The 15,877-nt window shown below is 65.9% G+C and carries 23 protein-coding genes; 14 read left to right on the top strand and 9 right to left on the bottom strand.

Annotated elements, in window-relative coordinates:
• Positions 1-59: 59 nt before the first annotated feature.
• The gene (locus AC1RJ9_RS27185) at positions 60-1,463 is read left to right on the top strand and encodes a helix-hairpin-helix domain-containing protein (protein WP_492841680.1); all 1,404 of its coding nucleotides are present in this window, start codon (positions 60-62) and stop codon (positions 1,461-1,463) included.
• Here the strand turns inward: AC1RJ9_RS27185 and AC1RJ9_RS27180 are convergent, their stop codons facing one another.
• The 4 genes from AC1RJ9_RS27180 to AC1RJ9_RS27165 form a co-directional block, all read right to left on the bottom strand.
• Complete coding sequence (locus AC1RJ9_RS27180; RefSeq protein ID WP_492086120.1) at positions 1,464-1,859, bottom strand: helix-turn-helix domain-containing protein; 396 nt, start codon at positions 1,857-1,859, stop codon at positions 1,464-1,466.
• A gap of 117 nt (positions 1,860-1,976) precedes the next feature.
• A complete protein-coding gene (locus tag AC1RJ9_RS27175; protein ID WP_062094411.1) occupies positions 1,977-2,246 on the bottom strand; it encodes a hypothetical protein in 270 nt (89 codons plus the stop codon).
• Positions 2,247-2,349: 103 nt separating this feature from the next.
• Positions 2,350-2,583, bottom strand: coding sequence for a ComEA family DNA-binding protein (locus AC1RJ9_RS27170; protein ID WP_492086121.1), 234 nt, complete (start codon positions 2,581-2,583; stop codon positions 2,350-2,352).
• 103 nt (positions 2,584-2,686) lie between these two features.
• The gene (locus AC1RJ9_RS27165) at positions 2,687-3,001 is read right to left on the bottom strand and encodes a hypothetical protein (RefSeq protein ID WP_492086122.1); all 315 of its coding nucleotides are present in this window, start codon (positions 2,999-3,001) and stop codon (positions 2,687-2,689) included.
• Between the two features lie 89 nt (positions 3,002-3,090).
• On the opposite strand from AC1RJ9_RS27165, the gene AC1RJ9_RS27160 reads away from it, so the two are divergent.
• Complete coding sequence (locus AC1RJ9_RS27160; RefSeq protein ID WP_492841677.1) at positions 3,091-3,402, top strand: hypothetical protein; 312 nt, start codon at positions 3,091-3,093, stop codon at positions 3,400-3,402.
• An 81-nt stretch (positions 3,403-3,483) separates the two neighbouring features.
• Positions 3,484-4,257: an exodeoxyribonuclease III gene (locus tag AC1RJ9_RS27155; protein WP_492086124.1), complete on the top strand. Its 774-nt coding sequence runs from the start codon at positions 3,484-3,486 to the stop codon at positions 4,255-4,257.
• Between the two features lie 404 nt (positions 4,258-4,661).
• Here AC1RJ9_RS27155 and AC1RJ9_RS27150 read toward each other — a convergent pair whose 3' ends face one another.
• The 3 genes from AC1RJ9_RS27150 to AC1RJ9_RS27140 form a co-directional block, all read right to left on the bottom strand.
• A complete protein-coding gene (locus AC1RJ9_RS27150) occupies positions 4,662-5,006 on the bottom strand; it encodes a hypothetical protein (RefSeq protein WP_492086126.1) in 345 nt (114 codons plus the stop codon).
• A gap of 159 nt (positions 5,007-5,165) precedes the next feature.
• Complete coding sequence (locus AC1RJ9_RS27145; protein WP_492086127.1) at positions 5,166-5,351, bottom strand: DUF3606 domain-containing protein; 186 nt, start codon at positions 5,349-5,351, stop codon at positions 5,166-5,168.
• Positions 5,352-5,436: 85 nt separating this feature from the next.
• Positions 5,437-5,679, bottom strand: coding sequence for a helix-turn-helix domain-containing protein (locus AC1RJ9_RS27140; RefSeq protein WP_492086128.1), 243 nt, complete (start codon positions 5,677-5,679; stop codon positions 5,437-5,439).
• A gap of 100 nt (positions 5,680-5,779) precedes the next feature.
• Here AC1RJ9_RS27140 and AC1RJ9_RS27135 point away from each other — a divergent pair, with 100 nt between their 5' ends.
• From AC1RJ9_RS27135 to AC1RJ9_RS27115, 5 genes are all read left to right on the top strand, one after another.
• Positions 5,780-6,268 (top strand): hypothetical protein, encoded by a 489-nt coding sequence (locus AC1RJ9_RS27135; RefSeq protein WP_492086129.1) that lies wholly within the window; start codon positions 5,780-5,782, stop codon positions 6,266-6,268.
• A gap of 41 nt (positions 6,269-6,309) precedes the next feature.
• Positions 6,310-6,714 carry a hypothetical protein gene (locus AC1RJ9_RS27130; RefSeq protein ID WP_492086130.1) on the top strand — a complete coding sequence of 135 codons (405 nt, stop codon included), beginning with the start codon at positions 6,310-6,312 and terminating at the stop codon, positions 6,712-6,714.
• A gap of 215 nt (positions 6,715-6,929) precedes the next feature.
• Positions 6,930-7,310, top strand: a complete 381-nt coding sequence (locus AC1RJ9_RS27125) for a DUF3768 domain-containing protein (protein WP_492086131.1) — start codon at positions 6,930-6,932, stop codon at positions 7,308-7,310.
• Positions 7,311-7,386: 76 nt separating this feature from the next.
• Complete coding sequence (locus tag AC1RJ9_RS27120) at positions 7,387-7,578, top strand: hypothetical protein (protein ID WP_028040819.1); 192 nt, start codon at positions 7,387-7,389, stop codon at positions 7,576-7,578.
• On the top strand, positions 7,578-8,504 hold the full coding sequence (locus AC1RJ9_RS27115) for a Fic/DOC family protein (RefSeq protein WP_492841673.1): 927 nt from the start codon (positions 7,578-7,580) through the stop codon (positions 8,502-8,504). Before AC1RJ9_RS27120 ends, AC1RJ9_RS27115 begins: the two co-directional genes overlap by 1 nt.
• A gap of 195 nt (positions 8,505-8,699) precedes the next feature.
• On the opposite strand, the gene AC1RJ9_RS27110 is transcribed toward AC1RJ9_RS27115, so the two are convergent.
• A complete protein-coding gene (locus AC1RJ9_RS27110) occupies positions 8,700-9,071 on the bottom strand; it encodes a hypothetical protein (protein WP_492841671.1) in 372 nt (123 codons plus the stop codon).
• Positions 9,072-9,316: 245 nt separating this feature from the next.
• On the opposite strand from AC1RJ9_RS27110, the gene AC1RJ9_RS27105 reads away from it, so the two are divergent.
• The 6 genes from AC1RJ9_RS27105 to AC1RJ9_RS27080 all read left to right on the top strand — a co-directional run bounded on the left by AC1RJ9_RS27105 (position 9,317) and on the right by AC1RJ9_RS27080 (position 15,220).
• Positions 9,317-11,311: a ParB/RepB/Spo0J family partition protein gene (locus tag AC1RJ9_RS27105; protein WP_492841669.1), complete on the top strand. Its 1,995-nt coding sequence runs from the start codon at positions 9,317-9,319 to the stop codon at positions 11,309-11,311.
• A 440-nt stretch (positions 11,312-11,751) separates the two neighbouring features.
• Positions 11,752-12,750, top strand: coding sequence for an ArdC family protein (locus tag AC1RJ9_RS27100; protein WP_492841667.1), 999 nt, complete (start codon positions 11,752-11,754; stop codon positions 12,748-12,750).
• 236 nt (positions 12,751-12,986) lie between these two features.
• Entirely contained in the window at positions 12,987-13,190 is a 204-nt protein-coding gene (locus tag AC1RJ9_RS27095) for a hypothetical protein (RefSeq protein ID WP_492841665.1), read from the top strand.
• On the top strand, positions 13,187-13,951 hold the full coding sequence (locus AC1RJ9_RS27090; protein WP_492841663.1) for a ParA family protein: 765 nt from the start codon (positions 13,187-13,189) through the stop codon (positions 13,949-13,951). The genes AC1RJ9_RS27095 and AC1RJ9_RS27090 overlap by 4 nt, the downstream gene beginning before the upstream one ends.
• A 12-nt stretch (positions 13,952-13,963) precedes the next feature.
• On the top strand, positions 13,964-14,923 hold the full coding sequence (locus AC1RJ9_RS27085; protein ID WP_492841661.1) for a ParB/RepB/Spo0J family partition protein: 960 nt from the start codon (positions 13,964-13,966) through the stop codon (positions 14,921-14,923).
• A complete protein-coding gene (locus AC1RJ9_RS27080) occupies positions 14,924-15,220 on the top strand; it encodes a hypothetical protein (RefSeq protein ID WP_492841660.1) in 297 nt (98 codons plus the stop codon). It abuts the gene before it with no gap.
• On the opposite strand, the gene AC1RJ9_RS27075 is transcribed toward AC1RJ9_RS27080, so the two are convergent.
• Positions 15,179-15,562, bottom strand: a complete 384-nt coding sequence (locus AC1RJ9_RS27075) for a MerR family transcriptional regulator (RefSeq protein WP_492841658.1) — start codon at positions 15,560-15,562, stop codon at positions 15,179-15,181. The genes AC1RJ9_RS27080 and AC1RJ9_RS27075 overlap by 42 nt on opposite strands.
• Positions 15,563-15,877 lie beyond the last annotated feature (315 nt).

Raw genomic sequence — 15,877 nt, 5'->3', positions numbered from 1 at the left:
TCAAACCTCCCGTCTCAGAAGGTTTGAATCAGCCCCGCCACTTTTTGGGAATCCCGTTTATGGGTCTGTGGCCTAGACCAGCCCCCTATATAAACCCACCAACGAAGACCCCTCGGATGGGCGGCATCATCTCGGAATGGTGGGCGCGATCATCTCGGAATAGGTGGGCGGCATCGTCGGAATCCGCAGGTCTGGAGCCGGTGAGCTACCCGACGCCCGAGCTCGAGAAGGTGCTGGGCAAAACCTTGGGCGTGCCGCTCTTCCAAGAACAGGCCATGCGGGTGGCCATCGAATGCGCGGGCTTCACGCCGGGCGAGGCCGACCAGCTGCGCCGCGCCATGGCGACCTTCAAGATGACCGGCGGGGTGACGCACTTTCGCGACAAGCTCGTCGGCGGCATGGTGGCTCGCGGCTACGAGCAGGAGTACGCCGAGAAGACCTTCTCCCAGCTCGAAGGCTTTGGGTCCTACGGCTTTCCGGAAAGCCACGCGGCGAGCTTTGCGCTGCTCGCTTACGCCTCGTCTTGGCTCAAGTGCCACCACCCCGACGCCTTCTGCGCCGCCTTGCTCAATTCCCAGCCGATGGGATTTTACGGCGTGTCGCAGATCGTGCGCGACGCGGTGGAGCACGGGGTGGAGGTCAGGCCCGTCTGCGTCAATCGCTCGCGATGGGACTGCACCCTGGAGCCGACGGGCCGGGAGGATCGCTTGGCTGTCCGCCTTGGTCTGCGGATGATCAAAGGCTTGGTCGATGAAGAGGCCGCGACCTTGGTGGCCGCGCGCGGAGACCAGCCCTACGCCTCGATCGACGACATCTGGCGTCGATCGGGCCTGAAGCCCGGGATGCTGGGGAAGCTCGCCGAAGCCGACGCCTATCTGCCCAGCCTTCGCCTCCACCGGCGCGAGGCGATGTGGGCGATCAAGGCATTGCGCGACACCGCCCTGCCCTTGTTCGATCAGCCTGAGGCGTCCGAACTCAATGAGCCGGCGCCGCAGCTGAAGGCCATGACCGAGGGCCGCGAGATCGTCGAGGATTACGGCAACCTGGGTCTGTCGCTACGCCGCCACCCGCTGGCGCTTTTGCGCGAAGACCTGACCCGTCAGCGTCGCAAGCCTTGCCGCGCGGTCAGCGAAGGGCGCGATGGCGGTTTCATCCAGACCGCCGGGCTGGTTCTGGTGCGCCAGCGGCCGGGCTCGGCCAAGGGCGTGATGTTCATCACCATCGAGGACGAGAGCGGTGTGGCCAATCTCGTCATCTGGCCCACGCTCTATGAAAAGCAGCGGCGCGTGATCCTGGGCGCCAGCCTGCTGGGCGTCGATGGCCGTATCCAGCGCGAGGGCGATGTCGTTCATCTGGTCGCATACAAGGTCCATGATCTGGGCGACGTGCTCCAGACACTTCAAACGCGCTCGGGCGATCAGGGCGATATGGCTTGGGCTCAGCGAAGCCGCAACTTCTGTTGACTACGCGTCGTCGCCGGCCATGGCTTCTGCCAGGCTAACCAGCTGACGGCGCAACGCCGGTGACATGGCCGTGAAAGCCGCCACAAGCTCGTGGGCGCCGCGCTGATTTAGAAACCCTGTCAGGCCGCCGGCGATTGAGCCCGTGTTGTCTGAGGCCTCAAGGCCTTCAAAGAAGGAGGCCAAGGGCGTGTCGAGCTTCAGGGCGATTTCATACAGCTTGGAGGAGCTCACGCGATTTGAGCCGCGCTCATACTTCTGCACCTGCTGAAAAGTCAGCCCGAGCCAATCCGCCAGTTCCGACTGTGAAATGCCGAGCGCCTTTCGTCGGGCTCTGATGAGCGCGCCGACGTGCAGATCGACATGGTGGGGTCCTGTCGCCGGGGCGTCGTTGGTCACGGACTTTTCTTCCTTAAGTGGGCTTTGACTCTCCAGAGACACGGGCCCTAAACAGGTGCATTGGGGAGCGCGCACTCCAGCCTTGTCGGCTGAGCTAGCGCAGTCTCTGTCGACAGACTAGTGGGCGCTCTTCCTCAAGATCGCCATGGCCTCGAGCCTGGCGCACGCGGCGTTGTGCGCCTGGGCTGCGTCGGCCGAGCGCAGGTATTCGACCGCAAAGGCCTCGACCGCGGCGTCGAGCGCTCTACAGAACGCGATCCTATGGCGCGAAGCGCAGAACGCTGCTTCGGTTGAAAGGTCTTGGAACAGGAAGCGAGCAACCGAAAGCGATCCACCCACCAGGGCGGCGATCTTCAGAACCTGAGCGTCGAAGCGGGCCTGAGTCACAACGAAGCTCCTTGGCGACCGACCCATGGTGTCATCACAACAAGCGAAGGCAAGTCCGTGAGGCGAAAAGCCTGCGCTCACGCTGCCGGTCGGGGATAATGCGCTAATCGGCAGAGAGCTTGAAGGGCTGTGGCACGACCCAGGCGCCGTCATTGGGTTTGCCGATTTCGAAGCCGCCTTGGCGCAGCTGGTCGATGACAATCTGGTCGATCTCACTGACCAGCAAGAGGTCGTCCCAGCAGCGATACGGCTGCCAAAGCGCGATCGCGCGGGCGAGCGCGGAGCTTACGCCCGCGGCGGCGATCTCGGTGGGGCTGGCTGTGTTGAGGTCGCTCATCACGAGGACAGACTCTTACCGTGCCCAGACGTTCCATCGCCGACGGCGATCTTTCAGCGTTGTGGTTTTAAGGCCGAAACGACCTTGTCAGGAGCGCCCCTCGTCATTCGTCTTGTCCAAGCATCGGTGGGCGCAGCCGGGTGACAAGATCGCTGTGCTCCTCTCCCCGCGTGGCGCGCGCCACGTTGAGGCGGATGTAGATGCCCTGTACGCCGTGGGATCGCACGGCCAAGTCCCAGTTTTCCCGCGCCTGGACCAGACTGTTGACCGCCGAGCAGCACATGACTTGCGGCGCTGAGCCGCGCCAGCGAACGTAGAGAAAAATGCCCGCCGTCGCGGGCAATTGCGCCGGGTCCTCGACCAGACGAAAGCGATAGCTAGCGCCTGATGCGCCGGTCAGATCGAGATGTTCTTGCACGTGGCCAGCATAGCGGGTCGCGGTAGAAAACTCATCTCCCGAACATCAGATAACAGGGTTCATTAAGCGCTCTGGGCTAGGGATATTGTGTGCAGCCAGAACTTTCCAATTTCGTGCAAGCGGCCATGGCGATCGGCGTGGCCGATCGGCTCGTGTCGCTCCGTGCCGACGTCGAAAAGGCGATTGCGAACTACCCGCCCGGCGACACGCGCTACCTGACGAGGTTGGAACGCCAGCACGAGCGCCTGCAAAATCCCGACCTTGAACTGATCGTGCGCTTGGTCACTGCGCTTTGCGTTGAGGATCCATCTCGATTGGCGACCGTGGCGCCCATCGCGCAGTCGCTGAAGGCGCGCTTTCCGCCGTTGGCGCCGCTCGCGACGCCCACAGCCTTGAGCTAAAGCGCGGATACTGCGTTGAGCACAGATGATCCTCACCGTGCGCCCGAGCCTTGAACCAAGAGCAGGTGGCGGGGCGCGCCGATGAAGATCGCCACGTTCAATATCAACGATGTGCGCGGCCGCCTGGACAACCTTCTCGATTGGTTGGCCCAAGAGGAGCCTGACGTCGTTTGTCTGCAGGAACTGAAGGCTGAGCAGGGCGCCTTCCCGATCGAGCCTCTTGAGCAATTGGGCTACCAGGCCGCCTGGGTCGGAGAGCGAACCTGGAACGGCGTGGCGATCCTGGCGCGGGGCGTTGAGCCCGTCGTCACGCGAACCCGCCTGCCAGGCGATCCTAAGGACACGCAGGCCCGCTACATCGAGGCGGCGATCAACGGCGTCCTCGTCGCCAGCCTTTACCTTCCGAACGGCAACCCGGCCCCGGGCCCCAAGTTCGACTACAAGCTGGCATGGATGGAACGGCTGCTGACGCACGCCGCGGCGCTGATGGCCACGGGCGCGCCTGTCGTCCTGGCGGGCGACTACAACGTAATCCCCACCGACGACGACATCTACGCAAACCACTCCTATGCCGGAAACGCCCTGCTTGCGCCGGAAAGCCGGGCCGCCTTCCGCCGCCTGCTCGACCAAGGCTGGACCGACGCGCTGCGCGCTCAGCATCCCGTCGGACCGCTTTGGACCTTCTGGTCCTACCTTCGCAATCGATGGGGGACCGACCACGGCATGCGCCTGGACCATCTGCTGATCTCCACCAGCCTGGTTGATGATCTCGTCGATGCGGGCGTCGATCGTTGGGTGCGTGGGGAGGAGGAGGCCAGCGACCATGCGCCGACGTGGATCGTCTTGGATCGATGACCAAGGCAGCCAACGCCTATCCCGTGACTCCGGATGGCCGGTATTTCGTGGTTAGGGGACGTCTGTGGAGGACGTCCAATCCGGGGCTGGATCCTGACATCCGGAAGGCTCTGGTGGCGCAGTTGATGGCGGCTAGGCGCGAGGTGGGGGTTTGCGGGCGACGCGGGGATCTCGAGGGGCAAAAGCAGGCAAGGGTGCGTGTTGATGAAGCCAAGCGCGGTCTGGGCGAGCGAGGGCCGGTTTGGTGGCTGGACGGGTCACCGGATGAAAATCGCCGGATGGTGCGCAATACAAGCTACGCGGTCTGGTTTGAGGGTTTGGAGGGGGAGGTCTCCCCCTGAGCTTGAGCCTTGGTCTCAAGCTACCCCCTCTGCGGGGACACCCCGCAACGCCCCATCTTTTGATCAGTCGACGTCGGGCGCGCCAAACAACCGGACGACCAAAATCGCCCGAGGATCGCCGTCGTCGGCCAGCTCCAGGATTTGAGGGTAGCGTCTCTGCGGCGCGAAAATATCCAGATGGGCTTCGTGGACGTCGGTCCAGTCCTCGATGTCGCCGGGCATGATCACGCGCATGTCCGGATCAAACCGCTGGAGCTGCTGGACCAGACCTCCGACCGTCAGCGGGCCGTAGGGATCGCCGACACTGGGCGTCGTGGGACGGCGGCGCACATAGTCGACGAGTCGCCGTAGGCGCTCCAGGGCTGGACGGCGGATGGCCCGATGCTTTGCGATTTTGGCCTGGGCCATCAGCGGGACTGGCAGAGGGGCGCGCCCGCGCCGGGCCTTGTCCCGTCGCCGAGCGCGGCGACCGGGGTAGCGCTTAGAAACATCGCCAGAGCGACGAACACGACGAGCCCAGCGGTCTGGCGGCCGAGCAGCTCATGCTGGATCGGCCGCCGCGACATCCTAGTGAGCGCCGCGCTGAAGGTGGGCGCGCACGGCGTCGGCGCCATTGCCCGCCGACTTGACCGCCTTTGCGAGTTCCTCGCGCGAAACGCCGAGGGTCTTGGTCCAGTACTGGACCTCGTAGTCCTCGCTCAGGCTGATCTTGGAGGCGTCCTGCGGACTGGTCTTGGCTTTGTCGTCAGACATCAAAGGCTCCCTTTTTCCTTCCAACCGGCGCCATGGCCGGTGGGTTCCGAAGGGGATGTGTCGATCTGTTCGCCTGGTTAGTGGGTTAGGCCTTCAGGCGAAGGCCTGGGCCGCCAAGGTTATCAGGCGGCAGAAACTGGACGCCGGCGTTGTCGAGGGCCGCACGAACAGCCTCGACGTTCGCAGCCGCGCGTTGGCCAGGACCGTTCTTGGGGTCTTCCATGCGCCGGATGCTCATCAGCGACAGGCCAGCAGCCTCGGCCAGCCTGGGCTGGCTCCAATCCAAAAGCGCGCGCGCCGCCCTGATCTGCCCGGCGGTCAGCAACATGTAGAGAACATAAAATGTTCAGAACGGATCATTTAGGGTTGTCCTGTCGTCGGCCGCTGTGGTAGCGATCTGTTCTTAAGTGAACAGATGAGTTCAAGCCATGGCCTCACGTCGCAAGGCGGGAGACGCGGTCTCGCGCCTGCCTGCCCTCTCCCGCCGCGCGGTTCTCGCGGGCGTTACAGCCAGTCCCGCTTTCGCCGCTGCCCCGCCTGGAACGCCGGCCGACCCTATCGTCGCGATCAGCCGGCATTGGCTCAATGTCGACGCCGAACGGAATCGTCTGGCGCTGGCGTGGGGCACCCTGGAGGGCGAGCTCATCAAGTCCCATGCCTGGCACCGCCTCACGACCCCCGAACGCGCCGCTATCCGCGAAGGCGGTCGCTTGAGCGAAATCAGCGACCGGCTGGATCAGCTCGAGGAGGAGAGCGAGGCGATCCTGGAGAACCTGCCGACCGCGGCTGCGACCAGCGTCGACGGCGTCCTAGCGAACCTGACAATCGCGATGACTCTGCTCTACCCGGAGGACCATGAGCGGGTCCACGGCCTGGTCATGCGGGCCATCGCCGACATCAGGCGGCTTGCCGCATGATGGCGCATCGACGACCCAACCGGCCAGCGCCAGATCGAGCTTTGGCCCAGACCTTCCGCCGCAACGCCCGAGGTTTCTTCCGGAGCGGCGACGAGACCGGCGCCCTCTATCCCGATCACGCGCTCTACGACTTTGCGATCGCCATCGAGCTCTCGCTTAAGTCCTTCCTGCTTTGGCGCGGGTTCGCCGACGACTGGAACCGCCGACACATCCGCCATGATCTGCGCAAGGCGCTGAAGTGCGCGCGGCGGGCTGGGCTGGCTGGTCTCCCCGAGGCGCTTTGCCCGCTGACCCGGAAGCTCAGCCCCGCCTATCAGCGCCACGCTATCGTGAGCCGGTCGGAGGCGTTGCTCGCGGTGATCAATGTGCCGGAGGCTTGCGAGACCGTGCACGCCCTGCTGGCGGCGGTGGAGACGGCTATCGGGTGCGATGGCGAGCGGGCGTAGGCTAGGGCCTCCGGGCTCCTCCTTGACCGCTGGCTAAGGGGCCTGGCCCCTCGCGCGCGGAAGACCGGCCTTGGGGTGTCCCCCGCCTTCCTCCCTTGGGTCGTGCAGGCCGGGCGATCCCCCTCCCCTCCCCCGGTCATCCGCTTGCTACCCCCGCCTCGCCGGCGGGCAGGGGTTGATGCGCAAGGCATCGAACCCAGACCGGAGATCGACCCGTGACCGACAAGCCCCTGTTCGCCAGCGACGCCGAGCGCACCGTGGAAACCGCCCGCCTCAACGATCTGGCGCGCACCGCACCCAAGACCGTCAACGCCACTTGGCTGGCGACGGGCGGCGTCGCCGCCCTGATCGCCGAGGCCGCCAACGGGGAGGATCGGGGCGTTGAGCTCGCCACCCGACTGGCGAGGTTTACCGATTTCGACGAGGGCGATGATCCCTATGGCGAGCGTGATTTCGGGGCGTTCGAGCTTTGGGACGAACGCCTGTTTTGGAAGATCGACTACTATCACCCGGAGCGTGACGAGCACTCGCCGGTCAAGTGGAGCGCCGAGCTCACCCGGCGCGTTGTGATTATCATGCTGGCCAGCGAATACTGACCGGGCCGGGCCAGCCGCCGGGCTGGCCCCCTCCCCTACCAGATGCTATATTCCCTGGTGTTCGAAGGAGTTTCCCATGGGCCGTTGGTCCTCATCCGATCCCGCAGACGTGGCCTGGCGCCGCGAGCAGATGAGCGCCAACAACGACATCGAGGGCGTGCGTCGCGACCCCCAGGCTGACCAGTTGATGGCCCGGCTGGACGCGGAGGGCAAAAGCCCCGCCCAAAAGCGCGACGCCCTGCGCGGTTACTTCGCCCAGAAGGCCTAGTGAGCGATCGCAAGGACGCCGAGCGCGCCGCGTTCGAGCGGGTTTTCTATCCGGGCAGCCGCGTGCTGGTGAACGAGTTGGGGCTGCGCGATGCAGCCTCGCTCGACGCCGCCGAGCGTCTCTTCACCGACACCCGCATCGAAGAAGGCATGCCCGCTCACGCAGGCGAGCCGACCTATGCCGCGTTCAAGGCCATCCATTTCCATCTTTTCCAGGACCTCTATGCGTGGGCGGGCCAGGAGCGGACCTATACGACCGGCCGTGGCCCCACGCCGTTCGCGCCGCCCGAGCAGATCGCGCCTTGGATGGAAAAGCAATTTGCCGCCTTCCGCGCGGCCGGTGAGCTGAAGGGCTTGTCGGCGGAAGGTTTCGCTGTGGCTTCAGCCAACTTCATCACCGAGATCAACGCCGCCCACCCCTTCATCGAAGGCAATGGCCGCACCCAGCGCATCTGGCTGGGCGGCGTGGCAGAACGCGCTGGCTTTGAATTTCGGATCCGGCCCGAGGACCAGGCGGCCTGGTACGAGGCTTCCCGGATCGGCTTCGAGTTGGCCAAGACCGAGCCGATGGCCGAGCTGATCCTGGCGCGCATCCAGACCCTGCAACGGGCCGAGGACGGTCGCGGCCCTGAGCGGGCCGCGCAGTTCTTGGCGATGAGCCGCGAGGCGGCGCTGGCCAGCGGTGACGGCAGCTTCCAGGCGGCCTGGGCGAACCTGGACAAGATCGCCGCCGTCGTTGGCAGCGCCATGGCCCATGATGTCGAGGCCCAGGGCCGATTGCTGGAAAAGGCGCGCCACCAGGTCGCCGAGCACCTTCGCGCAGGGCGCACGATCGTCGAGGTCAGCAAAGAACAGGCTTGGCGCAACGCCTCGCAGGACCACGCCCCCTCCCCTACCGATCCCCTTCTTGGCGACAAAGACCGCTAGGCTCGGCGCCGGCCAGAAATCCACGGTGATGGCGGGCCGAGCGGCTCCCCCACAGAGCAAGCGAGGACCGCCAAGGCGCCAGCGACTTAGCTGGCGACGTGCGCGGTGGAGTTCTGGCCGTCGTCAGGGCTCAGGTTTGCACGTGCAAACTTCGGCTACGGGGCGGCGCGTCGCGCCCGGCAAGCCGCGGGCTTGCTAGCCGCCTATGGCGGCAGGCCCCGCCGGGTCTAGGCGCGGGATTTGACCGATGAGGCGCGTGGCCCGCCAGATTTCCACGAGGTCAGTGCTGTGGTGCTGATCCAAAAGGCTCACGGCGTGAGCGCGCGCCAGGTCGTCGCTCTCAAATCCGGCAATATCCATGAACAGCGTCGCGCCGGCCCTGGAGTTTCCAAGGAAGATGTAGGCGTCGTCAGACATCTTCGCGTGCAGCCCTCGAACAGTCCCGTTGCGGTCAAGCTCCGTGAAAATGCAATGGCCTCGCTTGGGTTCCCGGGGACCAGCATTGCGGCAAGGCATGACGGTCATCTCCTCCAGCAGCAGCGGCGGCGTCTCGCGGGCGAGACCCATCGGTCCTTTGGCCACGCATGCGTGGCGTATGGCTAAGGGGCGGTCGCCCCTCGCGCCCGGGGGATGAAGTCTGCGCTGCGCTCCGACCGGCCGGGGGGTGTCCCCCACCTTCCCTCGCTGCGCTCAGTGCAGGCCGGGTGATCCCCCTCCCCCCGGCCGTCCCCCGGTTGCTACCCCCAGCCTCGCCGGCGGGCAGGGGTAGATGCGCAAAGCATCGACCCCAACCCCAAGACGGAGTTCAACCGATGACCGTTCGTGAAATCCAACTCAGCAAGCTGGTCCTGTCGCCGAACAACATGCGCCAAGGCGACGTGGACACCGCCGATCTGGTCGCCGACATCGGGGCTAGCAAGACGGTGCTGCAAAACCTTCGGGTCACCGCCCAGCACGACGGCAAGGGCAAGGCCACCGGCCGGTTCGAGGTCCATGTCGGCGGGCGCCGCCTTCGGGCACTGAACATCCTGGCCGACCGCAAGGAGATCGCCCGCGCCTTCCCGGTGCCGTGCGTGGTGTGTCCCGACGAGGCCACGGCGCTGGAGGAGAGCATCGCGGAAAACAATGTGCGGCTTGCCCCTCACCCGGCCGACCAGTTCGCCGCCTTTCATGCCCTCAGCTTGACGGGCAAGACAGTGTCGGAGATCGCAGAGCGCTTCTCAGTCGCCCCGCGCATCGTCGAGCGGCGGCTGAAGCTGGCCACGGTGTCGCCGCGCCTAATGGAGTTGTTCCGGGCCAACGCGGTGACGCTGGACCATATGGCGGCCTTCACCCTGACCGATGACCACGGCGAGCAGGAAGCGGCCTATTTCGACGTCCCTGAACACGACCGGCAGGCCTACCGGGTCAAGCAGCGTCTGGTCGGCGGCCGGGTCAACAGCCAGACGAACGCAACGGCCAAGTTCGTGGGGCTAGACGCCTACCGAGCGGCGGGCGGCGCGGTCAGCCAGGACCTCTTCGCCCAGGCTGACGACGCGGGGTTCATCACCGACCTGACGCTCCTGGAGCGGCTGGCCAGCGAGGCCCTGGAGGCTCAGGCCAAGGCCTTGGAACCGGAAGGCTGGGCGTGGGTGGAGACCACGCTGCGCTTCGACTACAGCCTGTCGCAAACCTATGGCCGAGCCTATCCCACCGTCGCGCCGGTTCCGGCCGAGGCCTTGGCCCGGATCGAGGAGCTCACCGCCGAGATGCGAGAGCTGGAGGAGATGGACCCGCAGACGGAGCAAGCGGCCGAGCGCATCAGCCAGATCGAAGACCTGATCTATGACTTGGAAAGCTCTGGCGAGGAGGTCTATGCGCCCGAGGTCAAGGCGATCACCGGCGCCATCGTCACCATCGGCGATGACGGCGCGCTTCGGATAGAGCGCGGTTGCGCCAAGCCAGGCGCGGACACCAAGGCCCTGCGCAAGCTCGACGGCAAGGCGACGGATGGCGGCGCATCCGCGGCGCGTGAGCGCACCAAGAAGGCGGTCGGCGCCCTGCCCGACAAGCTGGTGCTGGACCTTACCGCCCATCGCACCGCTGCCTTGCGCGCGGCGTTGATCGAGCGACCCGACGTGGCGTTCGTCGCTATCGTCCATTCCCTGCTGCTGCTTACCCACTACGGGGCGGGCCATCGTTCCTCCCCAGCCTCGACCATCAACCTTCAGGCCGATCTGTCGGCCAACCATCCACGCAAGCATGCCGAGGGTTTCGAGGCCAGCAAGGCGGGTGAGGCTCTCAAGCATGCCCAAGGGCGGATGACCCTGCTGCTGCCGCTCAGCCACGCCGACCTTTGGCCTTTCTTGATGGCGCGCGACACCGAACAGCTCATGGAGTTTGTCGCCTACGCGGCCTCCCAGATGGTCGATGCGGTCAAGCAGCCCTTCGAGAAGGATAACAGCGCCCGGCAGGTGGCGTCCGATCATCTGGCCAAGGCTCTGAACCTGGACATGGCCCAATGGTGGGCGCCCACGGCGCAGGGCTACTTTGGCCGGATCTCCAAGTCTCTCATCGTCGCGGCGGTCCAAGAGGCCACGACGGCCCAGGCGGCCGAGAATATAGCCGGGCTCAAGAAGCCAGAACTCGTGGCCGAGGCCGAGCGTCGACTGGAGGGCAAGGGCTGGCTGCCGACCATCCTTCGCCCGCGCGAAATCGTCCAGGACGAGGAGGCGGTCGAACAGGCGGCCTATGACGCCGAGGATGACGACGGCCTTGATGAGGGCGCGCCGTGGGACGAGGACGAGGTTCCCATGGCCGCCGAATAGGTCGCGGGCGCCGGGGCCTTGCGCCCCGGCTCACCCTCTCCAGAGGCCGGTTTGCACGTGCAAACCGGCTTTCTGCTGACCAGATGCCAGAGCCCAAGTTTGCACGTGCAAACCCCGCCTAAACGGCGCGGGCCTGCGGCCCGCCCTCCTTGCAGTCGATGAGCTAAGGGGCGTCGCCCCTCGCGCAGGGGCGGTGAAGTCTTCGACCCAGGGCGGGGGTTTCCCCAACCTTCCTCCCATTGGTCGTGCAGGTCGGGTGATCCCCCTCCCCCACCCTGGCCGCCCCCTTGCTACCCCCGGCTCATTGGCGCCGGCCTAGCCGGTTGGATCGCGAAAGAAGCGAGCCAACCCAAGCCGACAAGGGGAAAGAAAACATTTTTATCTTCTAGTCACGGAAAACATAAAGATGTATTCTTGAGCCTTAGAGACGGAGCCCCGACATGACCAAAGCCCCCACCTCCAAGCGCCGCAAGACCGCCGCCGCCAAGGCCTCGACCAAGGCCGCAACGGCCGAGCGTTTCGATGTTCACCAGCACGTCACCGACCAGATCATCAAGGCCCTGGAGGCCGGAACCAAGCCATGGGAGCAGCCCTGGCGCTCGGCGGGCGGATCGCTTCGCCCCCTGCGGTTCAACGGCGAGCCCTATCGCGGCATCAATGTGCTGATGCTGTGGGGCGCGGCCCAGGAACACGGCTTTGCCTCCCCCTACTGGATGACCTTCCAGCAGGCGCTGGAGTTGGGCGGGTGCGTGCGAAAGGGCGAGCGGGGCAGCAAAGTCGTCAAGGCCGGGCAGAGCGTCTTTGGCGACCAGGACGCGCCCGACAAAGAGGGCGTTGGCCAGGGCGACGGCGAGGACGGTCCGACCGTGCGCCGGTGGCTGAAGGCCTACACGGTGTTCAACAGCCAGCAGATCGACGGCTTGCCCGAGCGCTATGTGGTCAAGAGGGTTGAGCCCGGCCCCCTGCCCGAGCGGATCGCGGCGGCCGATGCGTTCTTCGGCAACATCCCCGCCAAGGTCATTAACACCGGCGATCGTGCCTTTTACCGGATCAGCACCGACGACATCCACATGCCGCCGCTGGAGCTATTCTCCGACGCCGAGCACCACGCCGCGACCCTGGCCCATGAGCTCATCCACTGGACGCGCCACCCTTCGCGCTTGGACCGTGATTTTGGCCGCAAGACCTTCGGCGACGAGGGTTACGCCAAGGAGGAATGTTGCGCCGAACTGGGCGCGGCCTTCGTCGGCGCGATCCTGGGCCTTCGCCCCTCCCACATCGAAGACCACGCGGCCTATATCGGCTCGTGGCTGAAGGTCCTGAAGGACGACAAGCGATTCATCTTCACCGCCGCCGGTCACGCCCAGCGCGCCGTCGATCTCCTGGAAAGCTACCAGCCCGGCGCGGCAGAGGCCGCCCAGCAGGAGGTGGCCGCTTAGGCGGCCACTGATGGAAGGACGCCAATGCTTGTCGCCCTGCTTGTCTTCGTTGCGCTGGCCCTGGTCGGGCGGGTCTCTCGCCCGCCCACCGACGAGGGGGCATGGTTGCTCTGGCGAGAAAATCAGGAGGACCGCCGCGATGACGGCTGAAACCTCTTTATCTTTTGACTATGCTGAATCACAACGACTCGGCCGCCTTCGGCGGCGCGGTCTTGAGGGTTTGGCGGGGCATGGATGTGAGCGACGAGGCTGGCGAGTCCATGCTCAACATGAAGGTCCCGACGGCGCTTCGCGACGAGCTGAAGAAGCAGGCCGCCGCCCAGGGCGTGACACTTCGGGTGATCGTACTTCGAGCCCTCAAGGCGGCGGGGTTCACCGTCAACGACAACGAACTGGCCGACCGACGCCCCGAGCGCTCGGGCAGGAAGAAAAGCGCATGAAGACCATCGTCGTGAACAACCAGAAGGGCGGCGTGGGCAAGACCATGCTGGCCATCCATCTGGCCTGGTTCCTGGCCGAGGAAGCAGCGACGCGCGTCCTGTTCATAGACCTGGACCCCCAGGCCAACGCCAGCCACACCTTGGACGCCGAGCGCAAGGGCGGCCTGAGCAGCGCCTTGTTCTTCGGCCCCGACCAGAAGCTTGAGGGCCTGCCGGGCATTACGGTGCTGCGCGCCGACGACAAGCTGCACAATGTGGACGCCCAGCTCAATGACGCCATCCCGGCCATGGCCAAGCGGTTCGAGGCGCTGAAGGACCAGTTCGACTATTGCGTCATCGACACCCCGCCGACCTGGGGTGGGCGTAATTTCGCGGCGCTGCTGGTCACCGATCTGGTGATCTCGCCCATCGACCTGGAAGACTATTCGCTGCTGGGCATCGGCAAGCTGCGCAAGCAGATCAAGCTGGTCGAGGACCAAGCCCGTGGCGGGCGGCGCATCGACTTTCTGGGGCTGCTGCCCTCGCGGTTTGTCAGCACCTCGCCGCGCCAGCGCGAGAACCTCAAGACCCTGCTGACCCAGGGCGGAACCTCGCTGATGTTCGAGGGCGTGCTCACTCAACGCCAGGGCTACGCCGAGGCCGTCAGCCTGAAGGCCCCGGTCTGGACCATTAAGAAGAAGGCCGCCCAGGACGCCGCCAAGGAAATTCGCGGCGTGCTGACGACCATCAAGGGCCGCCTGTCGGCCGCCGTCGCCGCCTAGAGGATCAACGCCATGACCACCAATTTCGCGGCGCTCGTGGGCGGCCTGGTCGAAGACAGCGGCGAGCCGGACGGCTCGCGCCTGAAGGAGCTGCCGCTGTCGGAGATCTACGAGGACCCCAACAATCCGCGCACCGGGTTCGACGACGCCCAGCTGGCCGACATGGCCGCCTCGATGCGCGATCACAAGGTTCTCCAGCCGATCACCGTGCGGCCCAAGGACGATAGGGGCTACATGATCCGGTTTGGCGCGCGCCGCTTTCGCGCCGCTCGGCTGGCGGGCCTGGAGAGCATCCCGGCGGTGATCACCACCAGCGACGCCAGCGAGATCGATATCCTGGCCGCCCAGGTGATCGAGAACGATCAGCGCGAGCCGCTCAACACGGCGGAAATGACCACGGCTGTCGAAAGGCTGCTGGGCCTGGGCCTCAACCAGGCGCAGGTTGGTGAAAAGCTTGGCCGTTCCAAGGAAGCCATCTCGATCTATGCGGCGCTTCGCGACTTGCCGCCCGAGCTGAAGGCCCTGGCGCCAAAGCTTGGGGCACGCACGCTCTACGAGCTGTCCATCGCCTGGAAGCGCGACGCGGCCCGCACCCAGGCTCTGGTCGCCGAACGGGGCGATGCGATCACCACGCGCGAGGCCGTGGCGCTGTCGGCCGAACTGAAGCCCGCCCCCAAAGCCGGGAAGACGGTCGAGGCCGCGCCCGCGACGGGCAAGAGCGCGGCCAAGGGCGGGGCAGGGGAGGGGAGTTTGCACGTGCAAACCGACACCCCCGCCGAGCCGTCCGCGCCCAAGCCCAGCCCGTCGCGAGCCAAGCTTGCCGGGTTCGACGTCAAGGTCGGCAAGCGCACGGGCCGCCTGTTGCTGGAGCCGGGTCCCAATCCCGAGACGGCGCTGGTGGCGTTCGACGGCGGAGCGACCGAGCCGACCGCCGTGGCCGACATTCGGCTGGTGAGGTCACGGAGCGCCTAGTTGGATCTTCCCGGCATATTCCGCGCGGTCCAGCGCGCGATGGTGACGGGGCTGCACTACGCGGCGTTCTTCGTGCTGCTCTATTGCCGGGGCGTCGTGCAGTTCCTGTTGCGCGGCTATGTGGTCCTGGGCGCGCTGGCCTTCATCGGCTTTGCGGTCTTCCAGGGCGGGCTTCCTTGGTACGCTTACGCCTACCAAGGCGCCTCGGTGTTTCTGGCCGCGCTGGCCAGCTGGAAATACGACACCTTGCTGGCGCTACCGACGCCGGACGGCCGCCGCCTGATCTTGGACGTCTAGCCCCTCGTCAGTGACCAGCAGGCCGACCAGCTCGGCGCGTGTGGCCTTTAGCTTGGAGATCACCGCGTCGATCTTGGCGATGCGGCGGCCCCGCAGATCGCTGACCTGGGCGTAGCGCTCGGACGGCTGATCGTCGATGCGGTCCAGGAAGGTGCGGATTTCCCCGGTGGTGAAGCCCAAGTCCACCAGCACGTTGATGCGCCGAGCCAAGGGCGCGGACTGCGGCGTGTACTGAGGCTCGCCGTGGTCGGTGGAGGCTGGGCGGATGAGCCCTTCGCGTTCGTAGCGGCGAAGTTGGCGCGGGGTGAGCTGGGCGAGGCGGGCGAGATCTCGAAACTGCAAACTTGAACTCCGGTACGCTCGTGGCCGGTCAGGCGCGGTTGTCGTTACAAGCAGGGTGCGGCCTGCCTGCACCCCTGCCCGCCGGCGAGGCGGGGGTAGCAAGTGGGGCGCGGCCGGGGGGAGGGGGATCACCCGGCCTGCACTGAGCGCAGCGAGGGAAGGTCGGGGACACCCCCCGGCCGGTCGCAGCGTAGCGGAGACTTCACGCCCCGCGCGCGAGGGGCAAAGCCCCTTAGCTCTTTCTTGATAGGGAGGCTCAAAGGCAACTTTGAGGCGAAGTGGGCGCGTGGGTTCTCGGCGGCGAATCTTGGCCGT

The sequence above is a fragment of the Caulobacter sp. GW822-FHT07D08 genome (assembly GCF_058798735.1).
Note: the sequence above shows the minus strand (reverse complement) of the source record. Positions and strands in the feature narration are given on the sequence as shown.

Excerpts from the sequence above, each read along its gene's own strand:
- AC1RJ9_RS27185 (WP_492841680.1), top strand. The coding sequence starts at position 60 with ATGGGTCTGTGGCCTAGACCAGCCCCCTATATAAACCCACCAACGAAG.
- AC1RJ9_RS27170 (WP_492086121.1), bottom strand. The coding sequence starts at position 2,583 with ATGAGCGACCTCAACACAGCCAGCCCCACCGAGATCGCCGCCGCGGGC.
- AC1RJ9_RS27155 (WP_492086124.1), top strand. The coding sequence starts at position 3,484 with ATGAAGATCGCCACGTTCAATATCAACGATGTGCGCGGCCGCCTGGAC.
- AC1RJ9_RS27150 (WP_492086126.1), bottom strand. The coding sequence starts at position 5,006 with ATGGCCCAGGCCAAAATCGCAAAGCATCGGGCCATCCGCCGTCCAGCC.
- AC1RJ9_RS27145 (WP_492086127.1), bottom strand. The coding sequence starts at position 5,351 with ATGTCTGACGACAAAGCCAAGACCAGTCCGCAGGACGCCTCCAAGATC.
- AC1RJ9_RS27140 (WP_492086128.1), bottom strand. The coding sequence starts at position 5,679 with ATGTTGCTGACCGCCGGGCAGATCAGGGCGGCGCGCGCGCTTTTGGAT.
- AC1RJ9_RS27135 (WP_492086129.1), top strand. The coding sequence starts at position 5,780 with ATGGCCTCACGTCGCAAGGCGGGAGACGCGGTCTCGCGCCTGCCTGCC.
- AC1RJ9_RS27120 (WP_028040819.1), top strand. The coding sequence starts at position 7,387 with ATGGGCCGTTGGTCCTCATCCGATCCCGCAGACGTGGCCTGGCGCCGC.
- AC1RJ9_RS27110 (WP_492841671.1), bottom strand. The coding sequence starts at position 9,071 with ATGGGTCTCGCCCGCGAGACGCCGCCGCTGCTGCTGGAGGAGATGACC.
- AC1RJ9_RS27105 (WP_492841669.1), top strand. The coding sequence starts at position 9,317 with ATGACCGTTCGTGAAATCCAACTCAGCAAGCTGGTCCTGTCGCCGAAC.
- AC1RJ9_RS27100 (WP_492841667.1), top strand. The coding sequence starts at position 11,752 with ATGACCAAAGCCCCCACCTCCAAGCGCCGCAAGACCGCCGCCGCCAAG.
- AC1RJ9_RS27090 (WP_492841663.1), top strand. The coding sequence starts at position 13,187 with ATGAAGACCATCGTCGTGAACAACCAGAAGGGCGGCGTGGGCAAGACC.
- AC1RJ9_RS27085 (WP_492841661.1), top strand. The coding sequence starts at position 13,964 with ATGACCACCAATTTCGCGGCGCTCGTGGGCGGCCTGGTCGAAGACAGC.